Annotated in this window: 11 protein-coding genes and 1 pseudogene; 4 read left to right on the forward strand and 8 right to left on the reverse strand. The window is 69.4% G+C overall.

Annotated features, from left to right (window positions below):
- Nucleotide 1: 1 nt before the first annotated feature.
- Nucleotides 2-1,861, reverse strand: coding sequence for a hypothetical protein (locus tag ACFYWS_RS25320; protein WP_389280388.1), 1,860 nt, complete (start codon nucleotides 1,859-1,861; stop codon nucleotides 2-4).
- A gap of 588 nt (nucleotides 1,862-2,449) precedes the next feature.
- Between ACFYWS_RS25320 and ACFYWS_RS25325 the strand changes: the two genes are divergently transcribed.
- On the forward strand, nucleotides 2,450-3,139 hold the full coding sequence (locus ACFYWS_RS25325; RefSeq protein WP_389280389.1) for a hypothetical protein: 690 nt from the start codon (nucleotides 2,450-2,452) through the stop codon (nucleotides 3,137-3,139).
- Nucleotides 3,140-3,267: 128 nt separating this feature from the next.
- On the opposite strand, the gene ACFYWS_RS25330 is transcribed toward ACFYWS_RS25325, so the two are convergent.
- Nucleotides 3,268-3,456, reverse strand: coding sequence for a hypothetical protein (locus ACFYWS_RS25330; protein ID WP_389280390.1), 189 nt, complete (start codon nucleotides 3,454-3,456; stop codon nucleotides 3,268-3,270).
- A gap of 288 nt (nucleotides 3,457-3,744) precedes the next feature.
- Here ACFYWS_RS25330 and ACFYWS_RS25335 point away from each other — a divergent pair, with 288 nt between their 5' ends.
- Nucleotides 3,745-4,356: a hypothetical protein gene (locus tag ACFYWS_RS25335; RefSeq protein WP_389280391.1), complete on the forward strand. Its 612-nt coding sequence runs from the start codon at nucleotides 3,745-3,747 to the stop codon at nucleotides 4,354-4,356.
- 250 nt (nucleotides 4,357-4,606) lie between these two features.
- On the opposite strand, the gene ACFYWS_RS25340 is transcribed toward ACFYWS_RS25335, so the two are convergent.
- From ACFYWS_RS25340 to ACFYWS_RS25355, 4 genes are all read right to left on the reverse strand, one after another.
- Nucleotides 4,607-5,554, reverse strand: coding sequence for a MerR family transcriptional regulator (locus ACFYWS_RS25340; protein ID WP_389280392.1), 948 nt, complete (start codon nucleotides 5,552-5,554; stop codon nucleotides 4,607-4,609).
- 546 nt (nucleotides 5,555-6,100) lie between these two features.
- A complete protein-coding gene (locus tag ACFYWS_RS25345) occupies nucleotides 6,101-8,194 on the reverse strand; it encodes a xanthine dehydrogenase family protein molybdopterin-binding subunit (protein ID WP_389280393.1) in 2,094 nt (697 codons plus the stop codon).
- 59 nt (nucleotides 8,195-8,253) lie between these two features.
- On the reverse strand, nucleotides 8,254-9,246 hold the full coding sequence (locus tag ACFYWS_RS25350) for an FAD binding domain-containing protein (protein ID WP_389280394.1): 993 nt from the start codon (nucleotides 9,244-9,246) through the stop codon (nucleotides 8,254-8,256).
- Entirely contained in the window at nucleotides 9,243-9,848 is a 606-nt protein-coding gene (locus ACFYWS_RS25355; protein WP_389280395.1) for a 2Fe-2S iron-sulfur cluster-binding protein, read from the reverse strand. Before ACFYWS_RS25355 ends, ACFYWS_RS25350 begins: the two co-directional genes overlap by 4 nt.
- Before the next feature lie 610 nt (nucleotides 9,849-10,458).
- Here ACFYWS_RS25355 and ACFYWS_RS25360 point away from each other — a divergent pair.
- A complete protein-coding gene (locus ACFYWS_RS25360) occupies nucleotides 10,459-11,913 on the forward strand; it encodes an FG-GAP-like repeat-containing protein (protein WP_389280396.1) in 1,455 nt (484 codons plus the stop codon).
- Nucleotides 11,914-12,060: 147 nt separating this feature from the next.
- Here ACFYWS_RS25360 and ACFYWS_RS25365 read toward each other — a convergent pair whose 3' ends face one another.
- Nucleotides 12,061-12,243 (reverse strand): DUF6415 family natural product biosynthesis protein, encoded by a 183-nt coding sequence (locus ACFYWS_RS25365; RefSeq protein ID WP_389280551.1) that lies wholly within the window; start codon nucleotides 12,241-12,243, stop codon nucleotides 12,061-12,063.
- A gap of 221 nt (nucleotides 12,244-12,464) precedes the next feature.
- Nucleotides 12,465-13,016 (reverse strand): annotated as a pseudogene (locus ACFYWS_RS25370) (molybdopterin-binding oxidoreductase); the annotation flags it as partial.
- A 163-nt stretch (nucleotides 13,017-13,179) separates the two neighbouring features.
- On the opposite strand from ACFYWS_RS25370, the gene ACFYWS_RS25375 reads away from it, so the two are divergent.
- Nucleotides 13,180-13,830 (forward strand): fasciclin domain-containing protein, encoded by a 651-nt coding sequence (locus ACFYWS_RS25375; RefSeq protein WP_389280397.1) that lies wholly within the window; start codon nucleotides 13,180-13,182, stop codon nucleotides 13,828-13,830.

Raw genomic sequence — 13,830 nt, forward strand, 5'->3', positions numbered from 1 at the left:
ATCAGTCGGCCTCCTTCGGCACGGGCACAGGGAGCTGGACCACAGTCGCGGCATTACCCGCTACTGTTCCCGTCGAGTTCTGGGCATGCGGCTGGTTTACGACGTTCTGCATCTCACCGGTGTTGAAGATGCCGTTGTTCTCCAGGATGTAGGTGGCCTGCTTCAGATAACTGTCCACATCGATTCCGTGCTCGTCGAGGAAGCCGTGAACGGCTTGCAGCACCCGGCGTTCCATCCAGACCACGTAGCGCCGAGCATCATCGAGCTGGAGCATGTCGTCCATGGAACGGGAGGAGTAGATCTCCCGCACACTGACCGGCCCCTTGTCCGAATCCGCTTCCGGGGTATGTCGGTTGAGGGGCGTAGCAGCTCGAACCGCGAGTTGGCAGACATCGATCAAGGCGTTGAGCGGTGCTTTCGCGTGCCACCGCCAGCCCTGCTTGCGTGCCTTGCGGATGGCCTGTCGCAGGGCAGGATGGATCGGCTTCGTGACGTGGGGGCGCAGGGTGATACGTAGAAAGTGGTGTTCGTAGGCGAAGTTGACGTAGACGGAGGACACCAACTCGCCGTCCCAGGAACGCATACGTACGCAAAGGAAGCGACGGGCCTTCTTCGTCTCCCGGCTGGCTCCGGTTGCGCCGACTCCCTGCTCTGCGAGTGTGACGAGAGATTTCCATTGCGGGTCGTCGATGTGCGGCCACCGATCAGCAGACACCGCGGCCACATCGAAGACGTCCAGTTCGTTCTCCGGGTTGAAACGCGGCTCGTGGCTCAGGAAACCGCGCAGGCGCCGAACGACCCAGTCGTGCAGTTGATCCGGAGTGAAGTCGAGGTCCGGTTCGCCTCCGCTGCCGTGGGCGTGGCCGTGTGACGCTCCTTCCAGACTGCGGAACGCGAGGCGGACGGCGCGTTCTTGTTCGGACTCCTTGGCGCGTTCCTCGTCCGAGAGCGCGGGAGTGACGTTGAAACTCACCGCGCTCTCCGGCCAGGGGTCGCCGGCTCCGAGGAAGTGATGACCGCCGAATCCGTCCTGCCCGTAGGGCGCCACCAGACCGTCGCGTATCCGCGGCTGGCGATCCACGCGGAGGCTGCGGTGACGGGGCAGGGAGATCCACCACAGCTGCCGGCCCCGCCATGCCTGGGAGCGGCGCCAGAACGCCGCGCGCAGGCGGGCACGAGCGATCACCCGGTCCGCGTAACAGGCAAACCACAGACCTGCGAACGACAACGCCGCGGTACGTGGCCATGGCAGGCCGGCCCGCACCCCCACGACGGCCAGCGCACCTGGCAAGAGCAACAGCAACGCCCTGCGGAGGTGCGTGAGCCCCTCCGCCGAGGCGGCAGTACGCAGGACGGGGGTGAGGTGGAAACCTTGCGGGGGTACTGCGTGGCCGCGGGACACCCGACGCCGAACCCACCGCGCGTAGTCGTGGCCGAGCGGCACGTACAGCTGCGCATCGGAGTCCTCTGCCACGGCCCACCAGTGGGGCTGCGGCGGCCAGCGAATGTCCAGATCGTTGCGGCGCCGACGGAACGGTCTCTTCACTGACTTCCACGTTCCGGCCACGGCAGTCGCGAGACCGGCACGCACGACGTCCTGCCCATGGTGACGGACGAAGTCGACTGCATCACCGCAGTAGTCGTACCGCGTGTATGCGGCCGCGCAGAGCCACTGGGTGACGTCGGAGAGGCCGTCTCCCGCTCCCCTCTTGTCCGAAGCCTTGCCAGCCGCACCTGGAAGTACGGAGATCGGGATCGACGCATAACCAAGCCTCGAAGCCTTTCCGGTCCCGCCCGGAATCGCGCCGTCCACCTCTGGAGCCGACTCGGGGAGCTGCTCGAATCCCTTACCCAGCACCACGAGTCCACCGCTCCCATCGTTCCCCCACCGGCGACGACAACAGTCGCCAGTCCGAACGTGACACGCAAGGGTCCCCAAGGCGATTTCAGCCATGATCATCTGCGTACACGCTCCCTCGCGCACAAGCGGGGCCAGGGCAGCGCGCCCACCGGAACCGGTGGCGAGGCAGCCCAATGCACGTGAATAATGGACAAGTTGGGTCTCAGGTGGTCGCACTTCTTTCGTTGAGGCGGGGCAGTGACCAGTGCAGCACGCACGAATCGGTATGCGGTCCTGTGCGCCCGTTGTGGCGCGCAGGTGGAGGCCGGAGCAGGCTTCCTGCTGCGCAGTGCGTGGGGGCAGTGGGTTACCTACCACCCCGCGCACGCCCCAACACCGGACCCAGACGGCACCACCTCAGACCCTTCCGCGATGCGCCCGAACCGACGGGACGGTGAATGCGAGGTCTGCGGGGAGGCCGTCGCTGCCCACGCAGGGGCACTCGTGGGCAACGCGTTCGGCGGCTGGGACGTGTATCACCGCGAACACGTCCGTGAACCCGCGCCTCCGCCTCGCCTTCCCCACCCGGGCTGGCACCGACGCCGCCTCATGGCTCTGGACATCGCGACCACGGGCAACCGCTACGACGTCGATCGCATCCTGAGTGCTGCGGTGTGCAGCACTGACGGGACACAGCGGTGCCTGCTCGTCGATCCCGGGCCCGATGCGCTGTCCGTCGCGCCCCGAAAGAGCCACGGTATCTCGGTGGAGCGGGCACGCACCGAAGGGACGCCCGCCGCTGAAGCTCTGGAGGGCCTGGCGACGGAGCTGGCCAAATACTTGGCGTCCAAAGAACCCCTGGTCGTCTGGAACGCCCCGTTCGTACTGACCGTCCTGGAGACAGAGTTGATCAGACACGGCCTCGTCCCGCTGTCCGATCGCCTGCCGGGCGGCCTGTCCCCGATCTGCGACCCACTCGTACTGGACCGGCACGCTGAGCCCTTCCGCTCCGGCGGGCGCGCCCTTGAGACTGTCTCCGAGTGGTACGGCGTCCCCCACGACCGTCCTGGTAGCCCCGCATGCGATGCGGAGACTTCTCTTGTCGTCGCGCAGGTCATCGCAGCATGCCACTCCGGCATCGGACGCCTGTCACGCCCCGCCCTCCACCGTGAACAGGTGCGCTGGCACAAGCAGTTCGTCCATGAACTCGAAGCACGCAACCCCGGCAGGCCGACGGACCGCCACTGGCCTCTGGAGACGGTCCAGGTATCGGCCTGGAAAGAACATGAGCCGACCTGACAGCTCGTCACCTCCCGGCTCGGCGCAGGTCCGTGAAGGCCGGGGCCATCCAGGACGGCTCCGACGCCGTGATCACACCAGTCACATCAAGATCATCTAACCCGTGACCAGACGTTACAGGACAGCCCTTAGCCATCGCCGCTGCTGGTGTGGCTCCGACGTCGGTCCTTCTGTGAGTGACGCACCAGCTCGCCCGCGGCGAGAGTCGCTGTCGCTACGCCGCGGACCCAGCGGGGTCCGCCGCGCGCCGCCCACACCACACATACACACCCACCGACGGTGAGAACCAAGATGCCGAGCAGCACCAGAACAATCATGTTCTTCCCCTCCGTGTTCAGTCCTACGGTCTTACTGATCGTCTCAGACCAGGCGAGACCCAGAGGATGTCCGAGCGACAGTGTTCAGTCACAAGGCTCCGGAGGCCACGGGGGATCGCCCTTCCGCCTCAACTCCGTTACGGACCCCCGGGTTCGGTCTGTACCGCCGCGCGCCGACCTAGTGTGCCGCCATGACTCCCTCCGCCGATGCGACTCCACGGCCGTCCGAGTCCGGGAACGGCTTTCCTTCCGGGTCCGGGACCGGGTCTGCGCCCGGCTTCCCGGGACGTGCCTTCCTCGCTGTCGCGGCGGCACGAACGGCGACGGCGCTATACCGCGATCGCGAGCGCTGCCCTCGCCGTGATCGGCGTGGTCGGTTGGCAGCTGTCAGTCATGGGGCCCAAGCCCGGCAGTCACGCGCCGATGGAGATATGCGCGCTGAACAACACCACCCTGCGCGCCGACGTGGACGCCGACGGACATCAGGACGAGATCTACGACAAGACCCGTGAGGGTGACCCTTTGGTGACCTTCGGGGGCGGTGACACCGTCCGGGTCGAAAAGGCGCGCTGGTTCTGGCAGAAGTTCCGAGGCGTGTGGGTCGACGACATGGAGACGCGCGGGACCTTCGGGGACTTCGACGGTGACGGGTACATCGATCTGGCCCTGTTCTACAGCCAGCACGACACCGGAGACTCTCCGGAGGACAACATGATCACCCACGAGGGCGCTGATGGAGGACGGCCGACGGGTGCGGTCCGCGGTGATCGAGGCGACGCTGGCCCTGACCCTCTTCGCCCGACTGGACACCGACGACCTGCTCAACCTGGTGAGTCTCCTGGCGAAGGCGCTCGGGCCGACGGCGGATCCGGCGTGAGATCCGCGGACTACAAGACGTAGCAGTCATCGTTCGTGATTTGCTCATGTGCTGGCCCTATGTCGTCGGACGCGGCGCGGCCGGGACGTCCTCGAAGCGCAGGTCGTCCTCGACGAATACGGGCATTCCCCTCGGGGATCAATGGCCGGCACCCAACGTCCCGGGGCTCCCAGCCCCGGGAGGAGAAGAGGCCAAAGGACTTTGAGGGCCGAGAGTGGAAACAGCACACGCCTCAGCGCAACGCCCCAAACACCTGGGCCATTGGGCCGTGTTTCAGGAAGCGGTTGAATCGTGGGCGGCGAGTTCTTCGGCCAGTTCCATGCAGCGCAGGCGGGCTGGGGAGAAGTCGTAGGGCATCTTCCCGATAGCTTCGAATGCGCTCGTGGTCTTCTGTTCCCTGCCAGAGCCTTGGCCGGCCTCGTCCTCGTCCTCGTCCTCATTGGCGGTAGCGGGGTGCAAAGTGTCCCAGGCGTCGAAGAGGGCCTCGTCGCTCTCCGCCAGACCCGACCCCTCGATGACGGCGTGCAACGCCTTTTCGAAGGCGTGCCGTTCGGCAGCCACTTGGACCACGCGGGGGTCATCGACAGCGATCGTGCCGTCGAGTGCCTCCTCGGCGGCATCAACACGGTCAGACTCTTTCCTCAGATCCGGGTGGGTGGCCAGGGCGATGAAACGGCTGGCCTGGACGGCCGCTCCGAGCGGGCCGAAGATCCGCTCGGTGACCAGCAGGGTGTCCAGGTCCGCCTGACGCAGGGAGCCTTCGGGCAGGCCCTTGAGGCGGCTGGTGACGAAGTCGGAGAGCAGACCCATCCTGCTTCCCTCGGTCCGCATGCGCTGCACGGCAGTCCGTTGCCGCCGCAGTTCTGTCTCCTGGGCGAGAAGGGTTTCCTCCAGCCGTTCCAGGGTGCCCGCGATGCCGTCGCCGCTGTCGGTGCCGCTGTCGCTGTCGCTGTCGCTGTCGCTGTCGGTGCCGGCCGAGGCCGTGTTGGCGAAAGCGTCACGGATGTCGTCCAGCGCGATCCCGGCGTCGGCCGTCCTACGGATCCACAGCAGCCGAATCATGTCTTCGTAGCCGTAGCGGCGGCGGTCGTCGCCGCCCCGCACGGGCTCGGGGAGCAGGCCGATCTCGTGGTAGTGACGGATCGCCCGGGGTGTGGTGCCGACGAAGGCCGCCGCGTCACCGATCTTGACCTGGCGCGGCGGGATGAAGGACGAAGACATGAGTAGGGGCCTTCCTCAATTGGGCGGGGCGTGAGTACACCGGATCACATACCGCTACGGAAGCTGCAACCCAGGACACTCCGTCCGGCATCCATGCCAGGAGAAGCGCCCTTCGCCGTACCGATCGACCTGCCTGTCAGGACAACCGCAGGAGCGCAGGCGGGGTCGTCACAGCCACTGGTGTATCGCTGCGAACTGGACCGTCGCCTCAAACCGCACTGCGAGTTTGCCGAACCGGGTCGCCACGGCCCCATGCTGCTTGAGACGGCTGATCCCACATTCGACAGCGTGCCGCGCTTAGTGGACCTCACGGTCGAAAGCGGGTGGACGGCCACCGCTACGGCCCCGGCGCCTGCGATTGCAGACCTGCTCGGCCCGCTCGGGAATCGTGCACCTGCCCACACGGTGCCGGGGAGTTCCGGGCGCGTGCCATCGCGCTGGTCCATGCCGGCAAGCTGAAGCAGCGGTGGTCGCCGCAGCAGATCACCCGTCACCTCGCGCGGGGCCGCCCGGGCCGGCGACATGGACCGGCTGCTCCGCCACGCCTCAGCCGCCGCCCGCCAGCACCCGGTCCGGCGTTATCGGCAGTTCACGCTGCCGGGCGCCGGTCGCGTGGTGCACGGCGTTGCCGATGGCGGCAGCCGTTCCGACGATGCCGATCTCGCCGATGCCCTTGCTGCCCATGGGGTTGAGGTGGGGGTCGTCCTCGTCGATCCAGTGCGCCTCGATCGCGGGCACATCGGCGTGCGCCGGTACGTGGTAGCCGGCGAGGTCGCGTTCCACGAAGTCACCGAAGGCGGGGTCCAGCGTGCTGCCCTCGGTGAGGGCCATCCCCAGGCCCATCGTCATCCCGCCGATGAACTGGGAGCGTGCGGTACGGGAGTTGAGGATGCGGCCCGCCGCGTAGACACCGAGCAGGCGCCGCACGCGGACCTCGCCGGTCACCGTGTCGACACCGACCTCGGCGAAGTGTGCGCCGAAGGCGTGTCGCGCGTAGGCACTGTCGGCGTCGGCGCGGCCCGCCGTGTCGGCCGTGGCATCGAGCCCGGCGGAGGGAACCTGCCCCTGGCGGTCGGCGAGGTCCGCCGCCAGTCGCGTACAGGCCTCGTGGACGGCCCAGCCCCAGGAGGCCGTGCCGGAGGAGCCGCCCGCGAGTGAGGCGGTGGGGAGGTCACTGTTGCCGACGTCGGTACGCACGCGGTCCAACGGGACACCGAGTGCGTCGGCGGCGACCTGGGCCAGGACGGTACGCGCGCCGGTCCCGATGTCGGTCGCGTTGACCCGGACGACGAAGCTGCCGTCCGCAGCGGCGTGCGCGCTCGCGCGCGACGGCGCCACGATCACCGGGTACGTCGCCGCGGCCACGCCGGAGCCGACCATGACGGGCCCCTCGGCGCGCGAACGGGGGCGCGGGTCACGTGCGGACCAGTCGAAGCGGCGGGCTCCTTCGCGCAGGCATTCGGCGAGGTGGCGGCTGCTGAAGGGGCGGGAGCTGTCGGGTTCGCGCTGGGTGTCGTTGCGCAGCCGCAGTTCGACGGGGTCGATGCCGAGGGTTTCCGCGAGTTCGTCCATCGCCGACTTTAGGGCGTACATGCCCGGCGCCTCCCCCGGTGCGCGCATCCAGGAGGGGCTTGGCACGTCGAGCGGGAGCACCCGGTGGGTGGTGCGGCCGTGCGGCGAGGGGTACATGACGCGGGTGGCGGCGGCCGCCGTCTCGACGAACTCCTTGATGCGGGAGGTGTGCGAGGTCACCTCGTGAACCACGGAGGTGAGTGTGCCGTCGGCCTCCGCCGCGAGCCGTACCCGTTGCACGGTCGGCGAGCGGTGGCCGACGACGGTCGCCAACTCCCGTCGGTGCAGGGCGAGTTTGACCGGCCGTCCGGTGGCGCGGGAAGCCATGGCGGCGAGCACCACATGCGGCCGTGGTGTGCCCTTGGCGCCGAAGCCGCCGCCGACGTGTTCGGAGACGACCGTCACCTGGTCCTTCGGCAGCTCGAACAGGCCGGCCAGGACGTCGCGTACCGTGCTGGCGCCCTGACTGGAGTCGTACACGGTGAGCCGGCCGTCCTCCCAGTGGGCGGTTGCCGCGTGCGGTTCCATCGGGTGGTTGTGCAGCGGCGGCACCCGGTAGGTGACGTCGACCCGGGCGTCCGCGCGGGCGTACGCGGCGTCGGCGTCGCCGCGTACGTGCTCGCCCGAGGTGCCGTCGGAGTCCTCGGGAACGTAGGCGTCGGGGTGGTCGGCGGTCAGGGTGACGTCGTGGGGTTCCTCCGCGTAGGTGACACGGACGGCGGCGGCCCCTTCGCGTGCCGTCTCCAGGCTGTCGGCGACGACGAGGGCCACGTACCAGCCGCGGTGCGGGACCCGGGCGTTCTGGAGCACCCTGAGCGTCGCGTCGTCCGGTTCGGCCAGGCGCGGCGCGTTGAGGTGGGTGAGGACCGTGACGACACCGGGCAGTGCCCGCGCCGCCGTGTCGTCGACAGCGGTGACCTCACCCCGTGCCACGCCGGCCGGCACCGGCCAGGCGTAGGCACAGCCCTCGGGGGTGTGTTCGGCCGCGTAACGGGCGGACCCGGTCACCTTGGCCGGGCCTTCCCTGCGCGCGGCAGGCGACCCGAGTGCGCTGGTGGTGTCCGGCATGGTTCTTCTCCCTGGAGAGCACGTGTGAGCACGTGTGGTGAGGCGGCCTGGGGTGTCGGTCAGGAACGTGCGGGCGGCGTCAGGCGGCGCAGCATGTCGCACGCCAGATTGCGGGCGAGGCGCACCTTGAACGCGTTGTCGCGCAGCGGTTCGGCGGCCGCGAGTTCCGCGTCGACGGCCCGCTGATACGCCTCGTCGTCCGCGGCCTCGCCCGTCAGTGCTTGTTCGGCGCGCAGGGCCCGCCAGGGGCGGTGTGCCAGACCGCCGAACGCGATGCGGACCTCGCGCACCACGGCGTCCTCCACCCTCAGGACGACGGCCACCGAGGCGAGCGCGAAGGCGTACGAGGCGCGGTCGCGTGCCTTGCGGTAGGCGGAGGGCAGCCCGGCGGTGGCGGCCGGGAGCAGGACGCCGGTGACGAGTTCCCCGGGCGCGATCTCGGTGTCCAGGTCCGGACGGTCACCGGGCAGCCGGTGGAACTCGGCCGCGGGCACCGTGCGTCGACCTGCCGCGCCGTGCAGCTCCACCTGGGCGTCGAGTGCCGCGAGCGCGACCGCCATGTCCGAGGGGTGGGTGGCGATGCACTGCGGCGAGTGCCCGAGGACCGCGTGGTCGCGGTGGACGCCGTCGCGCGCCCCGCAGCCGGTGCCGGGCTCGCGTTTGTTGCAGGGTTTGCCCAGATCCTGGAAGTAGGGGCAGCGGGTGCGCTGCAGGAGGTTGCCGCCGGTCGTGGCGATGTTGCGCAGCTGCCCCGAGGCTCCCGCGAGCAGTGCCTGCGCCAGCACGGGATAGCGGGTGCGCACCGAGGGGTGGGCGGCGAGGTCGCTGTTGCGGACGGTCGCTCCGACGCGCACGGATCCGTCGGCGAGCTCCTCGACCGTGTCCAGCGGCAGCCCGCTGACGTCGACCAGCGTTCCGGGCGTCTCCACCCCCAGCTTCATCAGGTCGACGAGGTTGGTGCCACCGCCCAGGTAGCGGGAGCCGGGGTGACTCGCGTGGGCCGCGGTCGCCTCGTCGACGCTGTGGGCCCGTACGTACTGGAAGGCCTTCATCGGGTCACGTCCTCGACGGCCTCGACGATGTGCGGATAAGCCCCGCAGCGGCACAGATTGCCACTGAGCCGCTCGCGGATCTCGTCCCTGCTCAGCGCGACGGGATCACCCGGATCCGCGCCCGGATCCGTCACGTACGAGGGGTGGCCCGCCGCGGCCTCGGCGATGGCACCGACGGCCGAGCAGAGCTGGCCGGGTGTGCAGTAGCCGCATTGGAAGGCGTCCCGGGCGAGGAAGGCGCGCTGGAGCGGGTGCAGGTGGCGCAGCCGACCTTCACCGTCATCGCCCACGCCCTCGCTCTCCCCCTCGCCCTGTAGGCCATCCAGGCCATCACCACCGTCGTCTGCGCGCAGACCTTCGACCGTGGTGATGTCGCACCCCTCGTGGGCCACGGCCAGCAGCAGGCAGCTGTTGGCGCGGCGCCCATTGACGAGCACGGTGCAGGCCCCGCACTGACCGTGGTCGCACCCCTTCTTCGCGCCGGTCAGATCCAACCGCTCGCGCAGGACGTCCAGCAAGGTGACGCGGTGGTCGACCGTGAGATCACACCCCTTGCCGTTCACGGTCAGTGACACTGCCGAGTGGAAGGCACCGGTTGGCATGGGGGCTCTGCTCCCTCGTCCGACGTCCGAAGCGTGGTCTGGTCCATGACCTCGCGTATCCAGCCTGGGCCAGAACACACACTCCGGCACTCGGGGGACGGACCGGGCGTGGGACCCGCGGCGCGTCCGTGGGGCTCGCCACAGCGGCACGCCCGGAAACTCGAGGTCGGCCAGGACGAGTTGGGGCCCGCGTCCGTTGCAGGGCCGGCCGAAGACCACCTGGTTGGCTGCGCCGAAGACCGCCTGGTTGGCCGCACTGTCCGCCACATCCCAGCACGTCCCGTCCACGGCCGGCACCCGCAGCCACCACCCGATCCACCAGACCGGGCGGTCTCGATGAGCTGTTCGCCGGAGGGCATGTCTACGTAATCACTCCAGCTTGGGCGGCCGAAGCCGAGGTTCCGCCCTTCCAGCCAGACGATGGCTACGACAAGGTGACGGGAGTCCTCAACACCGACACCCGGCTGCGACGCATCCACCACCCCTACGACGGCGGCGCCGCAGGACAACCGCGTTCCTCTTCAAGCCACTTGCGCACAACCCTTCGTACGTCTCACACGTCACACAGCCGGAAGTCTTCCCCCCATTCTCGATCTCCGGGAGAACCATCGTGCGTGTACGAACCCTGGGCGCTTCAGCGGCTGTTGCGGCGCTCACCGCCGGCGGGCTGACCCTGCCCCTCGCCGGAACCGCGGCCGCCGCGACCCCGGTTCACGCCGACTTCAACGGGGACGGTTTCACCGACCTCGCGGTCGGCGTGCCCTCGGCTACCGTGAACGGCGAGGCGAAGGCCGGTTACGTCAATGTGGTCTGGGGCGGCCTGAACGGGCTCGGACCGAACAGCTCCACCGGTGTCATCAGCCAGTCCTACCGCGCCGTGCCCGGCACCCCGGAGGCCGGGGACCGTTTCGGGTCCGCGGTGGCCTCGGGCGACTTCGACGGCGACGGCATCACCGACCTCGTCATCGGCGCGAGTGGTGAAGCCCTCACCGACACGGGCCACGGCCACGAAGGCAGCGTCACCGTGCTGTACGGCTCCCCGACGGGCTTCGGCAACCACGACAGCGTCGGCTTCACCGCCGCCAAGGGCGAGGGCGAGTTCACCGAGCTCGGCGGCCGCATCTCCGTAGGCGATTACGACCACGACGGCGACCAGGACCTGGCGCTCGGCGCGGCCGGTGAGGAGAGCGGCTCGCTGCGGCTGCGGCGCGGCCCGCTCACCCCCGGCTCGCCCACCACGACCGACGTCATCGAGCGGTACGGCATGGGCGGCCGCACCCGCGACCTCGCGAGCGGCGACTTCGACGGGGACGGCAAGGACGACCTCGCGGTGACGTACAAGGAGATGGAGGGAGCGGGCACCTTCGTCCTGCGCTGGGACGCCGCGGGCCAGCCCGTCCGGCACTGGAGCAGCGGGGACTTCGGTCAGTCGCTGGCCGCCGCGGACTTCGACCGGGACGGCAGGGACGACCTGGCCATCGGCTACGTCCAGCCCGACCCCGAGTCCGAACAGACACCGATGTGCGCGGACGAGCGGGCCGGCGGCGCGGTCGCCGTCGTGTACGGCAAGGGTGCGTTCGGTTCCTCGCGCGACTGCATCACCCAGGACAGCCCCGATGTCGCAGGGGCCTCCGAGGCCGGCGACTGGTTCGGCTTCTCGGTCGCCGCGGGTGACGTGAACGACGACGACCTCCCGGAGCTCGTGGTCGGCGTGCCCGGTGAGGACGTCGGCACCGCCAAGGACGCGGGTGCGTACGTCGTCCTGCGCGGCACCGCCACGGGCCCGTCCAGCGGTGTCGCGCGCAACCAGAACACCCCCGACATGCCCGGCACCGCGGAGGCGGGCGACCAGTTCGGCGCGCAGGTGAGCACCGGCAGGTACAACCCCGACCAGCTGGACGACGTCGCCGCGAGCGCCCCCACGGAGAACGCGGGCGAGGCCCGCTCGGGTGGCGTCTGGTACGCCCAGACCACGGAGACCGCCTATCCCCTCGGGCGCTCACTGACCCCGTTCGGGCTCGCGCTGTCCACCGGCACGAAGTACGGCGAGGTCCTCGGCGAGTAGACACTGCCTGCCGGACGTACGTCCAGTGAAATAGCCGCCTCCGTAGGCGACTTGGCGTGACTGTGCGCGGAAGGACTTTCTCGGTGGTGGCCCTGTGCGCCGCCACCGTCTCCCCCGGCCCGCGAACCGGACGCCGCTGGGGGTGTATCAGCGTTGTGGTGTGTCCGCCAGTGTTTCCACGTGGTTGCAGAGCGCGCGCACGCTACGGGAAAGCAGTTGAGCCGCTTTGATCTCGGCCTGAAGCGTCTGCCCCGGCGCCAGGCCCAGGCGCCGTCTTGCCTCGCCGATTCCAGCGAGTGCCGCAACTCGTTGGGGCGCCTTCTCCGGCAAGATCGAGGGAGTAGCGCGCGGGCCCGCGCCGCCCCATGGCCGAGCGCAGGGCCTCGAGCAGCGACGCGGCCGGGGTGAGGCCTGCGCTCAGAGGGATCAGCCAGTAAGGGCCGGTTCGGCTGCGGCGGGGTCGACGGAAACGGCTCCTCAGTCGACCGTGACCACGACCGAGTGCCGGCCGGAGGCTCCGTCGGGGACGGTCGGGGTGCGCTTGGCTGTCTGGCCGCGGCCGCAGCGGTGGCGGCCAGGATGAAGCCGCGCCGGTCCCAGTCGGACGGCTCGGACACCGCACCCGAGGTTCCGGCAGGGCGCCCGAGCCGTCCGACCAGCCAGTACAGCAGTGCGGCCCCGGCCACCCCACCGGCCGCGGAGGGCAGTGCGTCGGCCACACCCGTCGAGTCGGGCCGGCCGGTGGCGGCCAGCGCGCCCACGGCGCCGAAGGCCAGGACGCCGAGCGACCCGGCAAGGCGCCATCGGGTCGCGAGCATGCCCAGGGCCAGCGCCAGGAGCGACAGCACGGCGAGGATGCCGAGTTGCAGCACCAGTTTGTCGTTCGTGCCGAACTGGCGGATCGCCCAGTCCTTCACTGCGGGCGGGGTGCGGTCGATGGCCGCCGCGCCGACCGCGACGACCGGCCCTGATTCGGGCCGCACGGCCACGGAGACCAGTTCGGCGATCGCGAGGGCCGCGTATCCGGCGAGCAGGCCGCTCAGCGCGCCGAGGGACAGCCGTTTGATGCCTCGGGGCCGGGTGTGTGTCACGTCGTCGTCCATGCCCCGGAATACGTCCTGGAGCGGGGGCGGATTGGTCGGTGCCGCCATCGTGGGTGGATCTTCACTCGTTCGGGGAATCGACCAATCCGCATTCCCGTCCACCCCGGATTACAGGTGCCGGGAGCAAAGGTGCTCCCACTGATCCGATTGTGGAGGGATTGCCATGCGCACTCGAACCCGCCGTGCCGCCGTCGCCGTCGCTGCTGCGGCGATGCTGCCGATGGTGCTGTCCGCCTGTTCCGACAGCGGCTCCAAGGACTCCGGCTCCGACAGCTCTTCCGCCTCCGCGTCGAAGGGCACCGAAAAGGACAGTCCGTCGGACGGCGCGAAGACGATGAGCGAGCCGTTCGGTCCCGGCTGTGCGTCGGTGCCCAAGGACGGTGCCGGCTCGTTCGCGGGTATGGCGAAGGACCCGGTCGCCACCGCGGCGTCGAACAATCCGGACCTGTCCACCCTGGTGACCGCGGTAAAGAAGGCCGGCCTTGTCGACACGCTCAACAACGCCAAGGACGTCACCGTGTTCGCGCCGACCAACGACGCCTTCGCGAAGATCCCGAAGGCGGACCTGGACAAGGTCCTCAACGACAAGGCGCAGCTCACCAAGATCCTCACCTACCACGTGGTGGGCCAGAAGCTCGCGCCGAAGGACCTGGAGAAGGGGTCGTTCGAGACGCTGGAGAAGTCGAAGCTGACGACCTCCGGCTCGGGCGAGTCCTACAAGGTCAACGACACGGCGAACGTGGTCTGCGGCAACGTCAAGACCGCCAACGCCAACGTCTACATCATCGACAACGTCCTGATGCCGAAGGGCTGA

It is taken from the genome of Streptomyces sp. NPDC002795, from assembly GCF_042888725.1.
Taxonomy (GTDB): Bacteria; Actinomycetota; Actinomycetes; order Streptomycetales; family Streptomycetaceae; genus Streptomyces.